This is a genomic window from Pandoraea vervacti (assembly GCF_000934605.2).
Taxonomy (GTDB): domain Bacteria; phylum Pseudomonadota; class Gammaproteobacteria; order Burkholderiales; family Burkholderiaceae; genus Pandoraea; species Pandoraea vervacti.
Map to the genome: position 1 here is coordinate 3348600 of NZ_CP010897.2, position 16182 is coordinate 3364781.

Sequence of the window (16182 nt, forward strand, 5' to 3'; positions counted from 1 at the left end):
CCATAGACTGGAGGTGGAAACAGCAAATGATGTTCTTATCCGGTCTTCTCGCAATCGACAAACTCCTCTTTCGGGATTTATTCGAAATTGAATCTGCCACAAAAAAGCAGACGAACTTATTAAAAAGCCCTTTAATGACGCGAGAATAGCAAACTGGTTTTTCTGACGAAAATCAGTATTAGCACGAAGAAGGGCCAGTCGATCGCAATGCGGTCTTCCGTTCCGGACGAAACGGACGCCCCCGGCAAAACAAAAAAAGCCGCAGACGATGCTGCGGCAAAGAGGGAACAAGAGGGAACGCTTGCGGAGATCGAGTCGCCCCATGCAACTTCGACCGTCCCGGACCCGGTGTCGCGGCAGTTCAGCGCTTTGCCGTGTCGTCGTCGACCGCGTCGCGGGCCAGATAGGTCTGCGTTACTTGCGGAAGGTGGGCAAGCAACCAGCGCGCCATCTCGATCTCCTGCGGCAAGATCATTTCGCAAGTCTTGCGCACGTCGTCACGTCCGCATTGCCTGGCCGCTGCGATGAGCGTCGTGTACGCTGCAATTTCGATGTTCTCGAAGACATAGCCCGCCATCGCACCCTTGACCACTTCGTCCGACGCCAGACCACCGCCGAGCGCCTGCCCGAATGCGCCCACTCGGCCGGCGAGATCTTTCATCGTGGATGGACTGCTACCCAGCCCATCAAGGCAGGTCTCCAGTAATTTCTGCTGGTCGACGGTCTCCTCGATGTGCTGCTCGATTCGCACCTTGAGCTCGGGGTAATGCTCAAGCCGCGACGCTTGTGCTTTCAACATGGTTTCGGCGTGCTTCTCCATCGCATACGCGTCCCGAAGCCAGTCGATCAGATGGTCAAGTGATTCGTCCATGTACCTCTCCGTTTGCGTTGAAAATCGGCAAATCTGTAAATCCGTCCTGTAATCCGACATACGGCTCACACGCCAGCTGTCGCGATCTCGGAAAGCCATTGCTTGACGCTGCTCAGATGCTCGTTTTCCTGCTTCAGCGCCTCGCCAAATGCCTGCGCCATCTCGGGCACCCCTTCCGCGTTCGCCATCTCGATGAGCAATTCCCAACCACATTGATCTGCGGCCTCGATGGCAACTAGCGCCGTGCGCGCCTGAGGAACGTCGGTACGCGGGTCCGACAAGACCTGGATGAATCCCATGCTCATGACACCGCAGACATCAGCCGCCGGGGTCTGCGCAGTAGGATCGGCCCCGAGTTGGTGGATGCAATCGGCGAGCATCGCGAAATGCGCCGCCTCCTCCGCCCGGAAGTGCGAGAGCCGCGCCTGCATTGGCCCATAGTCGTCACCGCAGTTTTCGACTTTACTGATCAGGGCTTCGTACAGGCGCACGCCGCTGCGCTCGAAAGCAAGCCGCTCTCCAAGACGGTCGAGGAACATCGGTGACGCAGCGGTCGCCGTGAGGCTCGTCGATGTGCCTGCAGGCCGCATACCCGAGATGCCATCCGTCGGCATCGACCCGATCGCGTCCGCCTCGGCGGCACAGGTGGCGCGCATGTTGGCAATCGATGACGGGGGCGCATCGGACCTACAAGAACTTCCGCCGGATCACGCTGCTCGTGTTGCTTGAACAATTCGCACGAATGTCGTCTTGCGGCGCGCGGTGCTCAACGCGTGTAGGTCGGCCCGGCACGATGTCCGCATAGCCCTGAAGGATGTTGTTGGCATCTTTACCTTTCCACTTAAACCGCTGCCTGTCGAGCGGCGTGCCTTTGGCGTCCAGCAAGTTCGTCAAGCTTTCCATACCCTCTCCTCGTGAGCGATTCGAAGCAACTCGTGCGCAACGGTCGCGCCACGTCTGCGACGCAATTGCCGTGCCACGGCCGCCGCCCCGCCGGGGCCGCGCACAGGAACGCTCGCGATGGAAAAACTGCACGATTCTGTAGAAAGGGCGACCGCACGACGTTGTGTGTCGCACAGGAGGGGCGTCGGTGCGGCGACGGCACGATGGCCGATGAAGGAAGGAAACTTGCTTACGGCGAGGGGAGCATGACGACTTCCCCTAGTTCGCTACATCCAAGGAGCAAGCCGTGGCAACCAAGCCGGAGAACGACCAGACCGATCAGAACGCGCGCGAAGACACGCTCGGTACGCCCGACGAATTCGACAGGCTCCCGACGCAAGAGGAGCGCCTGGCGTATCGGCTGCTGCACGAAGATGGAGACGAAGAGACGATCGGCACGCATCACGGGCGCGTCGGCAACGGCTATTGGCCGTCGCACGAAGCGTCGGCGCCACCGATATCGCCTGTTGCACCCGAACCGCTGTCGGATGGCATTTCAACGACGGGAGACGACACCGAAGCCATCAGGAAATCCAGAACGAAGCCGCGCGGACAGCGCCCCTCGGATCCACCATTACGCCCATCGTCGGAGGGGCTGGATACCTGCATTGCACCGGCGTCGGCAGACAAACCCGAGACTTAGTCGGACACCGGGATATAGACCTTCATGGTGTAGCGGGCGTCCGGCATGACGACGAGGCGCGCCTCGACGACGTTCATGCCTTCCACACGCGTCTTGACCGGCAGCACGTAGACGCAATCGAATACGCGTTGCACCACGGGGTCCTCACCGGAGGCCGGCGCCTGTAGCCGCATGGATCGCAAGCGGTCAAGAATGAATCCGCGCACGTCCTGCTCCGAAGGCGTTTCTACACCGATGGCGCGCGCGAACTCGTCATGCGCGAATTTCCGGACGAGATCTACCGTCTCATCGAGGTTTGCCTGAACCGCGACAGTCTTCATAGCTTTCCTGTGTCAACTAACGACGCTGCGTCTGGAAGGTCACCGATCACCACCGGCCGTCCACCCAGTCTCTGGCCAGGGTGCCGACGGACTCCAGCGCATTCCTCTCCTCATGGAAAATAGCGCCGCCCACCTGACTCACCGGCTGGTCCTGGCCCAGTCCATCCGCCACTTTCAATATCTCTGCCATGCCCCGGACTTTACCATCGGGGGCTGGCATGACCGTGCATACGATTCGGAAACCTTTATAAGAAAACGACCTGACCACCGGCATCTGAAATCACTCCTCGCGTACTTCGCGCCGTCGGGCCAATTCTCCAACATTGAGCGCCCTGTCCGGCACCGCAATTTGCATATGTCCATGAAAAACGGGCGCAAGAAAACTAACGCCCGACCGTGTCGCCAACAGAAAGATAGGGCAAGTTTGCAACTTTAAAAGACTGTTTTTTCATACAGCATCGCTGCGCGTACCGAATGCTGCGGATTGCCGTTGAATCGGGATGGGGGATTGGGATCGGGATGCACCAAAGAAAAAGGCACGACCGGGCGAACCGGTTCGTGCCTCCTGGACGGCTTGCAATATGGCCTGCCGCATATCGCGCCCGAAGGGCGCTGCGACGGGCAGCCGCCGCGTCAGGCCGTCAGGCCATCAAGCCGTCAGACGTGCGAGCAACGTGCGCGGACGCCCGGCACGCGCCTGTGCGGCGAGCGCCGCCTCGCGCCAGCGTGCCGTCGGAACTTCCGACGGCGAAAGCAGACTGTCGAAGCCGCATGCCCACAACATGGCCAGCTGGTCCGGCAGCAACGGCCCCGCTGCCCGGATGGCACCCTGGAAATTCCACTTCTCACGCAGGACCTTGGCGAGCGTGAAGCCGCGCCCGTCGCGCGTCTTCGGGAATTCGATCACCACCAGTTCGAGCTGCGGCAGCAGCGCCGCGATGCGTGCCGGATCGTCGTGACCCTGCACGCGAATGCCCGCCGGGGCCACGCCCCGCTCGTTCGCGGCAAGCCATGCGTCAAGCGGCAGCACGGTGTCGTGGCGCGCGTCGTTCGCAGCATCGCCCGGGATCTGGGCGTCCGCACCGAGATACGTCCAGGTGTCTTCGGCCGGCAATCCGTTACGGTCAATCAACATGCAAAGCTCCCTTGAATGCTTCGGCACCGACACGACCGAGCGTGTCGATGAAACGCTCACCCTCGTTGCGCAACTTCAGATAGCGCTCGAGAATGTTTTCGATCACTTGCGGCACGGCTTCGTATGACACCCCCGGACCGAGAATCTTGCCCACGGCCGCATTGTCGTCCGCCGAGCCACCCAGCGTGATCTGATAGTTTTCCTTGCCCGCCTTGTCCACACCGAGAATGCCGATGTGCGCCACGTGGTGATGCGCGCAAGCGTTGATGCAACCCGACACGTTGAGCGTCACCGGTCCGATGTCGCGTTGCTGTTCTTCGGTAAAGCGCAATGCGATGCGTTGTGCGACCGGCACCGAACGGGCATTGGCAAGGGCGCAGTAGTCCAGACCCGGGCACGCAATGGCGTCGGAGATCAGCCCGATGTTCGGTGTCGCCAGGCCCGCCGAGCGCAGTTGCTTCCACAGTGCATACAACGCGTCGCGCTGCACGTGCGGCAGCACGAGGTTCTGTTCGTGCGTCACACGCAGTTCGCTGAACGAGTATTCGTCGGCCAGATCGGCCAGCAACAGCATTTCCTGCGAACTGGCGTCACCCGGAATGCCCCCCGAGGGCTTGAGCGAGACGACCGCGCTGATATAGCCCGGCACCTTGTGTTCGTGCGTGCATGTGTCGACCCAATGCTTGAAGTCGATGTCGCTCTCGTAAGCCTGCTGAAACACGCTGGACGCTTCGGGCAGCGTCGCAAACTCGGGGACGACGAAACGCTCTCCAATGGCCTTGACGACGTCTTGCGCCAGGGGGCGATGCGTTTGTGCGATGCGTGCGAACTCTTCCTCGATCATCTCGATGAACTTCGCCGGCTGCATTTCCTTGATGAGGATCTTGATGCGCGCCTTGTAGATGTTGTCGCGACGGCCCAGTGCGTTGTACACGCGCAGAATCGCCTCGACGAAGCGCAGCAGGTCGGCTTCGGGCAGCCACTCGCGCACGAGCGTGCCAACGATGGGCGTGCGGCCCAGACCACCGCCCGCATAGATCTGGAAGCCGACTTCGCCCTGGTCGTTGGTACGGGCCAGAATGCCGATGTCATGGAAACGCACGGCAGCACGGTCCGTCTGAGCGCCGGTAATGGCGATCTTGAACTTGCGCGGCAGATAGGTGAACTCGGGGTGATCCGTCGACCATTGACGCAGGATTTCGGCGTACACACGCGGGTCGAGCAGTTCGTCCTTCGCGGCGCCGGCGAACTGGTCGGTCGTCACATTACGGATGCAGTTGCCGCTGGTCTGAATGGCATGCAGATCGACGTCGGCAAGCGCCGAGAGGATCTGCGGCGAATCGACGAGCGTCGGCCAGTTGAATTGCAGGTTCTGACGCGTGGTGAAGTGACCGTACCCCTTGTCGTAACGGTTCGCGACGTACGCGAGCTGACGCAGTTGGACCGCGCTCAGCGTGCCGTACGGAATCGCCACACGCAGCATGTAGCCGTGCAGTTGCAGGTACAGGCCGTTCATCAGACGGTAGACCTTGAAGTCGTCTTCGCTCAGTTCGCCACTCAGACGTCGCGCCACCTGCTGACCGAATTCCTTCGCACGGTCTTTGAGGTACTCGCGCTCGGACGGATCGTAGCGATAGATGCCCGCATGTTCCGGGGCAACGCTCAGCGCGGGGGCGTGAGCCAACGCGGCCTGGACGGCGCCGTCGGACGCCTGCTTGCCGAGATCTTCCCGAACCGACGGGCCACGCGCGCGCAATTGCTCGCGAAAATCGACGGGCACGGGGCCGGCGTCGGCGACTTCGGCCGGACGCGGCACCGGGTCCACGACGAGATTGGCGGCAACGGAAGCCTTGGCGGCGGCCTGCGCCTGATCGAGGCTGTGCTCGTCGAACACATGTGCCTGCGTCAGATCGTCCACCCAGTGATGTTGCTGGTCCAGCCAGACGACCAGACCGTCTTGGAGTCGGTTCGCCGAAATCAGATTGCCTGCATTCATTCGATGCTCTCAATACCTGTCATTTTGGCCGCGAGTTGGTGGGAAACAATTCGCGATTAGAACCGCAGGCTATCAAGACGCGAAGGAATATACGAATATTCACTAGTTATGTCGTCATTACGAGATGTTGTTAGGCGAAAAAAATGCTAAGAAACACTGTATTTTTATACAGTGCTCATGCTACATTCCGAATCATTCAACTTCATCGTGAGTGAGATCATGAGCGACGCCAAATCCATCAAGTTCATCGTCGTGCCGTATCGCAAGAACAAGGACGGTGTGTTGCAACCCGGCGAGCTGCGTCAGGCGAGCACCGAGTTCGGCGCCGTGCGCATCGCGCAGTCGATAGCTTCCGGCTTCGCGGGCATTGCGGCCTACGAAGTTCTGGTCGACGAGGAAGATGGCACGATGGATGCCCCGCGCATTCTCTTTCAGGACGGGGCAATCCCGGCGATGGCGGAGTGAAGCGCTCTACTCCGGACGCGACGGGCGGAGAATGCTGTCGAACGTCTTCGTCTGGCGCGGATGTTGCAGATCCCGCGTATCGAGTGCACGGCGCTGCGCGAGCACTTCCTGAACGCTCGGCCCCGTGGCGGGACCATTACGCTCGCTGGCTGTGCGGTTGATGCTGGCGCTCGCGCTGTGCGCGTCGGTCACCGCGGTGCTCCGGGCGCCGAGCGCCGCCACGGCCGGGCTCACTGCCGGGGTCTGATTCGATTGCCGGATGCTACCGAGGTCGCCCGCCCCGAGATACGACTGCGCGTTGGCATGACCGAATGCCAGCGTGCCGGTCAGGCACAGGCAGACGGCAAAGACGTTGATCTGGTTCATGGTGCCCCCCGTTCGGCTTGTTAAGGTGCGTTGGTTTGTGTGGATGACCGAATTGTCTCAGCCACATGGCGTCTTGTCGCCCTGAATTAATCACAGTTGACGCTCATTCTCAGACGCTCGACTGACTGTCAGATTTAATAGCCTGTTCTGCTACACTTCGCAAAAAAGAGCCGAAGGCTCAAGAGAAGAAAAGCAACAACGGGGGATCCCATGTCGGACGATGTCAGTTTTCGCCGAGCATCGGACGCGGTTCGGGCCGTGGGGGCCGGAGACGCAGACTGGCTCGACGTCGTACACACCGCACGCGAGTTTCTCGGCGCGGACGCTGCCACGTTTCTCTGCCACGACAAGCAAAGCCGCTCGGTGCGCTTCGTCGAGCAATCCGGGCATGAAGCACGTCTGATCGAGGAATACGCACAGCACTTCTATCAGTACGACGATGCCACCCGGCGCTTCTGGCATGCCCCTGCCGGTACCTGGTACGACTCGAACGTCGCCCTCGAACACGAATCCGAGAACGACCGGATATTCTGGAACGAGTTCATGCGCCCCTATCAACTCCAGCAGTTGGTCGGGGTCGTAATCTGCAATGACGACGACGCTGTCACTGCGCTAAGTGTCCAGCGCATGCACATCGTGCAACCCAGCTTCGCGCATGCGGCGCGCCTCGCGGAGTACGAACGCCAACTCGCTGCCGCCTTTGCGGCGCGACGCGCGAGCACGCGCGCCAGCCTTTACGCCCTGAGCCAGATGCTCGACCCCGCACGTGAAGGCTTTCTCATCGCTTCGCCCGACGGCCGGGCGCTGGAATTTGCGCCGGGGCTGGAAACGCTGCTCGGCAGTCACGACAGCCAATTGACGCTCCAGCAACGGCGCCTGACGCACCGTCAGCCCGAATGGCAAACCCGTTTGCAGGCCGCCCTGCGACAGGTCGGCGCCAACGGGGAACCGGTCTCGCTGGTACTGCCCGACTCCTGGGGCCATGCCTACCGGCTGACGTTGCGGGGTCTGGGCAAGCCAATGAATCATGGCCTGCGCGCCGCCGTTGGCGTGCGCATCGAGCGACGCAGTATCTTCAACGTGCCTGGCGAGACTGCCCTTCGGGAGCACTTCGCACTGACGCAGGCCGAAGCGCGCCTGTTTCACCACCTCGTGGCGGGCCTGACCATTGGGGAATGCAGTGAAGTGCTGAACCTGGGGACGAGCACGCTGCGTACCCAGCTATCGGCCATTCTGCGCAAGACGGGGTGCCGCCGCCAGGGCGAGTTGCTGCGGTTGGCCGCCATGCTGGCACCGTAACGTTGCGCACCGCTATCCGCCGCCCGATGCCGTTTCCGACATCTCACCAGCCGATACCTGCCCGCTCAGCACGATCGTGCTGATTCGATTCCGGCCGCTTTGCTTGGCGACGTACAGTTGCTCTTCGGCCGCTTTCAGGATTGCCTCGACGCTGTCGCATTCGCTGGCGACGCCCGTCGCGGCCCCGACGCTCACCGTCACCATGCCGTTGGCGCTGCCGGCATGATCGATGTGCAGACGCTCGATGTCGCGGCGCACCTGTTCGGCCATCACGGCCGCGGCGTGCGCGTCGGTATCGGGCAGGATCACCGCGAATTCCTCACCGCCGTACCGCGCGGCCATGTCGCTGTCGCGCCGCACATGACCGCCGACATTCTTGGCGACGGCGCGCAGCACGTCGTCCCCGATCGCGTGGCCATAAGTGTCGTTGAAATGCTTGAAGTGATCGATGTCGACGAACAGGATCGACAACGGCGAGCCGGAACGTTTCGCCCGCCGCCATTCCGCGGCAAGTTTGGCGTCGAGCGCGCGACGGTTGGCCAGTCCCGTGAGGCCGTCGGTCGTCGTCAGGCTCGCAAGCCGCGCCGTGGCATTCGCTCGCGCGCGCATCGCCGCCACGAGCAGCCATGAACCGACGATGAGCGTGGCGGCACAGATCCCTGCGATGACGCTGAACAGCACGGTATGCCGCAACCACTCTCGCATGAGCACCTCTGTCGACGGCGTCACCACCACGTACATCGACACGCCCGGCACCCGCACCGACCGGTAATCCGTTGCGCTCATGCCCTGAGGGAACGACAACGCCGTCGTCAGGTCGCCGCGCCGGGCGGCCTCGCCGGGCAGTGTCACCAGTTTGCCCGGACGCGCGCCCGCGCATGGGTCACAGGCCAGCACCGTCCCCTTCTCTTCCACGATGTCGATGGATTGCAGATCGGCCGAATCGACGTCGTTGACCAGTGTGCTCAGATGGTCGAGACGCAATGCCAGCACGGCCACCCCGGCGAACGACCGATCCGGCGCAGCAATGCGCCGTGTGAGCGCCACCGACAGCACGCCCCCGTGCGCTCGCGAAGCATAGGGTTGGGAGATGTAGAGGCCCAGCGACGGGCTGGATTCGTGCGAGCGGAAATAGTCGCGATCGGCAACGTTGAGCGAGGGGGTTTGCGACCGATCCAGCGGCGCCGCGATACGCCCGTGCTTGTCGACGACATACGCATCGTCCAGAAAATCGCGGCTCAGCGTCTGCCCGAACCGCACCCGATCGCGCACGCGCTCGGGAAAAAGCGGTGTCGTCGGATCCTCGGCCTCGCGCACCATCTCCCTGAGCAATGCATCGTAGACGGCGATATTCCCGCCAAGACTTGCCGCCACCACCGACGCCACGCTCTGTGCTCGCTCCAGTGCATGCGTGTACCGCGCCTGACGATCCGCCCGAAGCAATAACGCCACCCCGACGAGCATCGTCACTGCAACGGCCGTGCCGATGACACCGACCATCGAAGGTCTGTCATCGAACCCGTCGAAGCACGCGCGAAGTCGCTTTGTCGCCCAGTGGCGAAAATGAGGTACACCCAAACGTGTGGTCATAACGAATGGCCCGACAGGGATACCGACGTGTGAATGAGTGGAGACGCCCCAAAACGTGTAAATGACGTCAATCGCGCGGGCCGCGGAGACTGCGCGCGCCGTGCGAAAAATCGTCGAGCAGCGGCACGATGGCCAGCATGACGAGCACGACCGCAAGCGGAATCGTCGAGACGAAGCCGAGGTACTTGAAACCCAATGCGCCCGTGAGTCCCCCCAGAAAGAACATCCCCAGCAAGGCGCAGAGCAGCCGCAGCTTCTGCCGGTCCCCCGTCACGCGCGGGAGGTCCTGCGCCACGCCTGGCCGGTTCCAGTACCCCATCTTGCCCAGCTCGATGCCGATGTCCGTGACCAGCCCGGTGACATGCGTCGTGCGGATTTCGGCACGCGATATTTTGGTGATGATGGCGTTCTGCAACCCCATCACGTAGCACAGCAATCCCACGGTGGCGGGCACGTAGAACCAGCGCTGATCTTCGAGATTGGCGCCCATCACGCCGAAGCTCAGCAACAGGAGCGCTTCGAACATGAGCGGCGCCGCGTATTCGCTGTGCGTATGGTGTCGCCGCCCCCAGTGAATCAGCACGGCCGACGTGGCGGCGCCGAACAGAAACGCCAGCAAGGCGCTCAACCCGGCGAGCACGAACACCAACTGCCCCAGAACCAGATTGTCGGAGAGCGACGCCACGATGCCCGACATGTGAGACGTGTATTGTCCCACGGCGAGAAAGCCCCCCGCGTTCGCCGCGCCCGCCACGAAGGCGAGCGAGCAGCCCAGACGTCGGTTCGTGGCGTCGGTGCGCACTGGCTGGGTGAAACCGCGTAGATAGTTGATGGGCATGGCGCGTGAGGCTCCCGGGCATCGCACTTGGGGTATTCTAATGCGCGTGGACGCAAAGTCGACGCCAATCTCCCGCAACGGCCCTGACGACATCGCGGCGCGGGCCCAATGATATGGGGACCTAACAAAATAATGACAGAGTGTTACGCGTACATCAGCCGTGCCCTGCCTGACCTCGATCCGGTCGCGCTTTCGAAAATCATCGTCCATTCGCGCGGGTTTAACGAGGCCCACGGCGTAACCGGCGTGCTGCTCTACGACGGCGCCACCTTCTATCAGTACATCGAAGGTCCCGCCAACGCCGTGTCGGATGCCCGCGAGCGGATCGAAGCCTCACGTCATCATGGCGCGATTCAGGTGCTGCTCGACGGCACACCCCGCAATCCCGGCGCATTTTCGACGTGGAGCCTCGGCTACCTCATGCTCGACGAACCGGCGCATGCCCTGCATGCGTTCGTCATGCCCGCGGATCACGCGCAACTGATCGGCGCCTTCAACGGCCTCGCCGCCCAGGCGGATGTGATGTAGACCGGTCGGGGCGCCATCACCGCGCATGCCGTGGATGCCCAGCGTGCCGTGAATGCCATCGACGCCATCGACGCCATCGACGCCATCGATGCCGTGCTGCCTATGCAGCGCCTGCCTCGCCAAAGAAAACGCCGGGTCGCCCTGAGGGCGCCCGGCGTGATTCATTCGAACGGCTCGAGACATGCGAGGCGCGCGTCGCACATGCCCCGCGCGCGCCGCCCTCTCGGGGTTACTGCTCGATCTGGCGATTCCAGCGCTGATCCCACTGAGCGCGGCGCTGGTTGACGGCGTCCCAATCGACCGTCTTGATGTTACGGGTCAGATCGTCGAGCTTGCCCAGACGCTTTTGCATCGCCGGCGGAATCGTCGCTTGCGGATTGGTCGGGATATAGGCGCCGGCAGCAGCGGCCAGCGATTGCCCCTTGGCCGAGAGCAGATACTGCGCGAGCTTTTGCGCCATGGCGTTGTCCGGGCTGTTCTTCACCACGCACAGGTCGACGAGCAACTGCACCGCGCCTTCCTTCGGGGCGACGTAGCCGACCTGAATACCCTTGTCCTGAAGGTCGCTCACGGCCGTCGGGGTCAGCGGGAAGATCGCGGCTTCGCCGGTCTGGATCATTTCCGAGAGCTTGGCCGAGTTCGGGATGTATTCGACCACGTTCGGGCCGACGGTCGTGGCCCACTTCGTGAAACCGGGTTCGACGTTCGTCTCGCTGCCGCCCCAGATGCGGTTCAGTGCGAGAAAGCCATGCAGGCCGAAGGTGCTGCTCGACGCCGACTGGAACACCACCTTGCCCTTGTACTTGGGATCGGCGAAGTCGGTCCACGAGGTCGGCGCCGCCCAGCCCTTTTCCTTGAAGAGCTTGGTGTTGTAGCCGATGCCGGTCATGCCGAGCTGCACACCGGCGCCCATGTCGTCCTTCACGCGCGCCGACGGCATCAGTTCCTTGAGCACGGGCGAATCGTCGAGCTTCTGACACACGCCCATGCTGATCGCGCGCGCCATCACGCCGTCGTCCAGGAAAACGACGTGCATCTGCGGGCTGTTACGGTTCGCAAGCAGCTTGGCCAGCACGTCCGAGGACGTGCCCGGCACCACCACGACCTTCACGTTGTTGGCCTTCTCGAACTCCGGGAAGACCTGGCTCGTGTAAGCCTTTTCCATCGGGCCGCCATTCATGCCGATGTAAAGCGTTTTGGACTGCGACCAGGCCGCGCTGCTCGCGCCCAATGCCAGCGCCGCAGCGCACATGACGACCTTAACAGATAGCTTCATCGTGGTTCTCCTTGCGTTTCCAGGGAATAGAAATGTTGTTGGGGGACGGACTCTGAATGTTTGCGGTGCACGGCGGTTCCTCAAGCCTCGACGCCGACCTTGGCAAACCGGTCGACGGCAAAGGCATCGATCGGCGTCGGCGTCTCGCCCAGCGTGACGAGATCGGCCAGCACTTCGCCGACACCGGGGGCCAGCAGAAAACCGCCGCCCGAGAAACCGAAGGCATGCACCAGACGCGGTGTCGTGCGGCTCATGCCGATGATCGGGTTGTCGTCGGGCGTCTCACCCTCCACACCGCTCCAGGTGCGAATGAGCAGCGCATTGCGCAACGCCGGGAGCAAGGCACAGGCCTCGCGCATGACCGCGCGCGTGGTCTCGGCCGAGGGCTGGGCGTACTCGCCGTCGCCAGTGCCGCGTCCGCCGCCGATCACGCAGTTGCCGCGCTCGACTTGTCTTGCGTAGACACCGCCACCGTAGACGCCGAGGCTATGGCCCACGAACATCGGCAGCGGCTCGGTCACCCACATGTTCGGGTAGATGGCATGCATCGGCACACGCTCGCCGAACGCGCCGGCGATGTGATTGGCCCATGCGCCGGACGTGTTGAGCAACCAGTCGCAGCTCACGTGCACGGCGTCGCCCTGCTCGGGCTGCGCCGTCAGTTGGAAACGCACGCCGTCGTGCGCCATCGCGGTGATCGGCGTGCGTTCGCGAACGTCCGCGCCGAGGGCGCGCGCCGCACGGGCAAAGGCAGGCGACACGAGACGCGGATTGGCATGCCCGTCGCTCATGCACAGCGATCCGCCCACGGCCCCCGGGCCGAGCCACGGGAATCGCTCACGGAATTGCGCGCCGCAAAACACCGTGGAGGACAGACCATAGTTCGCGGCCATCGCAGCCCACGCATCGAGCGGTTCGAGATCGCTCTCGCGACGCGCGAGGCGCAAATGGCCCGAGCGCACGAATTCGCCGTCGATGCCGATCAGTTCCGGCAAGCGGTCCCACACGCGGCGCGCACGCATCGCGAGGGGCAGTTGCGCCTCAGGGCGGCCCTGGCAACGCACGCCGCCGTAGTTGACGCCACTGGCCTGCGCCCCGCAGTAGCGACGCTCGAACAACGCCACCTTCATCCCCCGTGCGGCAAGCTCGCGCGCGGCGGAGGCGCCGACCAGCCCGCCGCCGGCGACCACAACGTCGTAATGCAATGGCTTACTCATCGCGGGCCTCGTCGGGAATGGCCGCCACGTTTTCGTCGAACAGCATCGGTGCAATCGGAATCGGTTTGATCGGGGCCTGCGCACGCAAACGCCCCACTTGCGCGAACGTCTGCCCGCTCGCGTCGGCCAGCACATGGCAAGCGGCTTCGCCGCACATGCGCCCCTGACAGCGTCCCATGCCGACCCGGGTCAGCGCCTTGAGGCGGTTGACTTCGGTCACGCCGTCCACACGCACGCACTCGCGCAACGTGCGCGCGCTGACTTCCTCGCAACGGCACACGAGCATGTCGTCCGGCCAGCGCGCGGCGGGGTCTTCGGGCAAGGCAAAGGCCTGCTCGATGCCCTCGCGAAAGCGCCGGATGCTCGCGAGTTTGCGCTCCAGCGTCGCGGCGTCGGGCGCGCCCGGCACCGATGGCGCGGCGATGCCGATGTCTTCGAGCAAGGCGAGCGCTGCGCGACGACCGGCGAGTTCGGCGGCGTCGGCACCGGCAATCCCCGCACCGTCGCCCGCCAGATAAATGCCGGGTTGCGAACTGCGTCCGGCTGCATCGCGCTCGGGCAGCCAGCAACGGTTCAGGTCGTCGAAGACGAAGCGGCAGCCAGCGAGATCGGCCAGTTGCGTTTCAGGACGCAGGCCGTAACCGAGCCCCACCGCGCTGCATTCGAGAGCGTGCCGGCGACCGGCGCGCTGCCAGCGGATCGCACGCACGCCGTTCGTGCCGTCGATCCCTTCGAGCGTCACCCCGTGCTCGATGCGCACGCCTCGCGCCCGCAACCATCCCACGTAGTAAAGCCCCTTGGCGAACGTGGCCGGTTGGTTGAGCAGTCGCGGGGCGGCCTTGGCCTGCGCGGCGAATGCGCTGGTGTCGAGCACGGCCACGACGTTGGCCCCCGCCTTGGCGTATTGGTAAGCCACCAGATACAGCAACGGTCCGGTGCCCGCGAACACGACCTGCTCACCGATCGCACACCCCTGAGCTTTGAGCGCGACCTGCGCACCGCCCAGCGTGTACACGCCCGGCTGGGTCCAGCCCGGCAACGGCAACACGCGATCGGTCGCGCCGCTCGCGATGATCAGATGACTGAACGCGACCGGTATTTCGCGCCCGCCGTGCATGGTATGCAGTCGCTTCGGATCGCACGCCCATACCAGCGTCTCGGGTCGATAGTCGACCTGCGGCAACAGCGCCGCCATTGCGTTGTGCACGGCGTCGGCCTTCGCGGCTTCGAAACCGTAAAGCGCTTGCTTACTGCGTGTGAAGCCGGCGTTTTCCGGCGGCTGACGGTAGATCTGCCCACCCCAGCGCATGTTCTCGTCCAGCACGACCGGGCGCACGCCCGCCGTGACAAGCGTTTGTGCGGCACGAATGCCCGCGGGGCCCGCACCGACGATCACCACGTTGAGATCCCGGGCCGCCATCGGATTCGCCAGACTGGGGGCGCGCTCAGCCATGCGGGCCTCCGTGGATTTCGTGGATTTCGTTGATGTCGGCGGCGCGCGTGACGATGCGCATGCCGGGCTGGACGGTGGTCGAGCACGCGCGCAACCGCGTGAGTTGCGCGTCGCCACGATCTTCACCGGCGAGCGCGGTCGTCGGCTCGCAACGCACCCAGCAGTCCTGGCACGCGCCGATCATGCAAAAGCCCGCGCGCGGCGTACCGCTGAACTCGCTGATGCGCACGTGGCGCTGGTGCGTGAGGATTGCGGTGAGTACCGTGTCACCGGCCAGCGCCTGGACCGGCGCGCCGTCGATGTAGAACGTTACCGGCGCGCGTGCAGTCTCGCTCAGGCGTGTGAGCTGCGCGTGAGCCGCCGGTTGTCCGGGCGCGCGCGCGTCCTGTGAAGCGTATTGGGAGGAACTGGACATAGGAGTCGTTGTGCGCGCGTTCAATGCTGGCCGATCAGAATGCGGTTCAGGCCGTAGATGCGGTCGAGCAGCAGCATCGCGCCGAGCGTCACGGCAATCACGAGCGCCGAGACCGACGCCATCATCGGATCGATCGATTCGGTCGCGTACATGTACATGCGCACCGGCAGCGTGACGGTTTGCGGCGCCGTCAGAAAGACCGACATCGTCAGTTCGTCGAAGCTGTTGATGAACGCCAGCAGCCAGCCGCCGGTGATGCCGGGCAGAATCATCGGCATGGTCACGCGACGGAACGTCGTCCACGACCCGGCGCCGAGCGAGGCGGCGGCGTTCTCGACACTGCGGTCGAGCCCGCTGATGGAGGCGAGCACGAGACGCATGATGAACGGCGTCACGATGATCATGTGCGCGAAGATCAGCGCGCCGAACGAGCCGGTCACGCCGAGCATGGCGAAGAAGCGCAACAGCGCAATGCCGAGCACGAGCCCCGGGATCACCAGCGGCGAGAGCAGCAGACCGTTAAGGAAATTGCGTCCAGGAAAGCGCGAACGGCCGATGGCCAGCGCGGCGGGCAACGCGATCACGAGCGAGAGCGTGGCCGAAATGAACGCGAGCTTCAGACTGGTGAAGAACGATGCGATGAAGTCGGGGTAGTCGAGAATCGCGCGGAACCAGCGCAGCGATATGCCGCGCGTGGGCAGCGAGAGCGTTTGCTCGGGCGTGAACGCGACCAGCACCACGATGATCATCGGGGCGAGAACGAAGAGAATGACGAGCGCGTGGAACGCGAGCGCCAGGGGACTGTTTTTACGCATGATGGCGAGTGAG

General features: G+C 63.5%; 18 protein-coding genes. 4 read left to right on the top strand and 14 right to left on the bottom strand.

Annotation, left to right across the window (positions count from 1 at the left end; all coding sequences use genetic code 11):
* Positions 1-361: 361 nt before the first annotated feature.
* From UC34_RS14640 to UC34_RS14650, 3 genes are all read right to left on the bottom strand, one after another.
* Positions 362-871 (bottom strand): ferritin-like domain-containing protein, encoded by a 510-nt coding sequence (locus UC34_RS14640; RefSeq protein WP_044456119.1) that lies wholly within the window; start codon positions 869-871, stop codon positions 362-364.
* 65 nt (positions 872-936) lie between these two features.
* Complete coding sequence (locus UC34_RS14645) at positions 937-1410, bottom strand: ferritin-like domain-containing protein (protein WP_167370664.1); 474 nt, start codon at positions 1408-1410, stop codon at positions 937-939.
* A gap of 148 nt (positions 1411-1558) precedes the next feature.
* On the bottom strand, positions 1559-1774 hold the full coding sequence (locus tag UC34_RS14650; RefSeq protein ID WP_044456120.1) for a hypothetical protein: 216 nt from the start codon (positions 1772-1774) through the stop codon (positions 1559-1561).
* A 286-nt stretch (positions 1775-2060) separates the two neighbouring features.
* On the opposite strand from UC34_RS14650, the gene UC34_RS14655 reads away from it, so the two are divergent.
* Positions 2061-2456 carry a hypothetical protein gene (locus UC34_RS14655; RefSeq protein ID WP_044456121.1) on the top strand — a complete coding sequence of 132 codons (396 nt, stop codon included), beginning with the start codon at positions 2061-2063 and terminating at the stop codon, positions 2454-2456.
* Here the strand turns inward: UC34_RS14655 and UC34_RS14660 are convergent.
* The 3 genes from UC34_RS14660 to UC34_RS14675 all read right to left on the bottom strand — a co-directional run bounded on the left by UC34_RS14660 (position 2453) and on the right by UC34_RS14675 (position 5907).
* The gene (locus UC34_RS14660; protein WP_044456122.1) at positions 2453-2776 is read right to left on the bottom strand and encodes a hypothetical protein; all 324 of its coding nucleotides are present in this window, start codon (positions 2774-2776) and stop codon (positions 2453-2455) included. The genes UC34_RS14655 and UC34_RS14660 overlap by 4 nt on opposite strands.
* 649 nt (positions 2777-3425) lie before the next feature.
* Complete coding sequence (locus UC34_RS14670) at positions 3426-3911, bottom strand: DUF934 domain-containing protein (protein ID WP_044456124.1); 486 nt, start codon at positions 3909-3911, stop codon at positions 3426-3428.
* Complete coding sequence (locus UC34_RS14675) at positions 3901-5907, bottom strand: DUF2849 domain-containing protein (protein WP_044456125.1); 2007 nt, start codon at positions 5905-5907, stop codon at positions 3901-3903. Before UC34_RS14675 ends, UC34_RS14670 begins: the two co-directional genes overlap by 11 nt.
* A 219-nt stretch (positions 5908-6126) precedes the next feature.
* Between UC34_RS14675 and UC34_RS14680 the strand changes: the two genes are divergently transcribed.
* Complete coding sequence (locus tag UC34_RS14680; protein ID WP_044458215.1) at positions 6127-6372, top strand: hypothetical protein; 246 nt, start codon at positions 6127-6129, stop codon at positions 6370-6372.
* A gap of 6 nt (positions 6373-6378) precedes the next feature.
* Here the strand turns inward: UC34_RS14680 and UC34_RS14685 are convergent, their stop codons facing one another.
* Positions 6379-6738, bottom strand: a complete 360-nt coding sequence (locus UC34_RS14685) for a hypothetical protein (RefSeq protein WP_044456126.1) — start codon at positions 6736-6738, stop codon at positions 6379-6381.
* A gap of 210 nt (positions 6739-6948) precedes the next feature.
* Between UC34_RS14685 and UC34_RS14690 the strand changes: the two genes are divergently transcribed.
* Positions 6949-8037, top strand: a complete 1089-nt coding sequence (locus UC34_RS14690) for a helix-turn-helix transcriptional regulator (RefSeq protein ID WP_044456127.1) — start codon at positions 6949-6951, stop codon at positions 8035-8037.
* A 12-nt stretch (positions 8038-8049) separates the two neighbouring features.
* Here UC34_RS14690 and UC34_RS14695 read toward each other — a convergent pair whose 3' ends face one another.
* Positions 8050-9537 carry a GGDEF domain-containing protein gene (locus UC34_RS14695; protein ID WP_052811071.1) on the bottom strand — a complete coding sequence of 496 codons (1488 nt, stop codon included), beginning with the start codon at positions 9535-9537 and terminating at the stop codon, positions 8050-8052.
* Between the two features lie 157 nt (positions 9538-9694).
* Entirely contained in the window at positions 9695-10465 is a 771-nt protein-coding gene (locus tag UC34_RS14700) for a YoaK family protein (protein WP_044456128.1), read from the bottom strand.
* A 132-nt stretch (positions 10466-10597) separates the two neighbouring features.
* Here UC34_RS14700 and UC34_RS14705 point away from each other — a divergent pair, with 132 nt between their 5' ends.
* A complete protein-coding gene (locus tag UC34_RS14705) occupies positions 10598-10993 on the top strand; it encodes a BLUF domain-containing protein (RefSeq protein ID WP_052811072.1) in 396 nt (131 codons plus the stop codon).
* Between the two features lie 229 nt (positions 10994-11222).
* Here UC34_RS14705 and UC34_RS14710 read toward each other — a convergent pair whose 3' ends face one another.
* The 5 genes from UC34_RS14710 to UC34_RS14730 form a co-directional block, all read right to left on the bottom strand.
* Positions 11223-12269 carry an ABC transporter substrate-binding protein gene (locus UC34_RS14710; protein WP_044456129.1) on the bottom strand — a complete coding sequence of 349 codons (1047 nt, stop codon included), beginning with the start codon at positions 12267-12269 and terminating at the stop codon, positions 11223-11225.
* An 80-nt stretch (positions 12270-12349) separates the two neighbouring features.
* Complete coding sequence (locus UC34_RS14715; RefSeq protein WP_044456130.1) at positions 12350-13486, bottom strand: NAD(P)/FAD-dependent oxidoreductase; 1137 nt, start codon at positions 13484-13486, stop codon at positions 12350-12352.
* Positions 13479-14939: an FAD/NAD(P)-dependent oxidoreductase gene (locus tag UC34_RS14720; RefSeq protein WP_237165114.1), complete on the bottom strand. Its 1461-nt coding sequence runs from the start codon at positions 14937-14939 to the stop codon at positions 13479-13481. Before UC34_RS14720 ends, UC34_RS14715 begins: the two co-directional genes overlap by 8 nt.
* Positions 14932-15354: a (2Fe-2S)-binding protein gene (locus UC34_RS14725; protein WP_044456131.1), complete on the bottom strand. Its 423-nt coding sequence runs from the start codon at positions 15352-15354 to the stop codon at positions 14932-14934. Before UC34_RS14725 ends, UC34_RS14720 begins: the two co-directional genes overlap by 8 nt.
* A gap of 20 nt (positions 15355-15374) precedes the next feature.
* On the bottom strand, positions 15375-16169 hold the full coding sequence (locus UC34_RS14730; RefSeq protein WP_044456132.1) for an ABC transporter permease: 795 nt from the start codon (positions 16167-16169) through the stop codon (positions 15375-15377).
* Between the last annotated feature and the right edge of the window lie 13 nt (positions 16170-16182).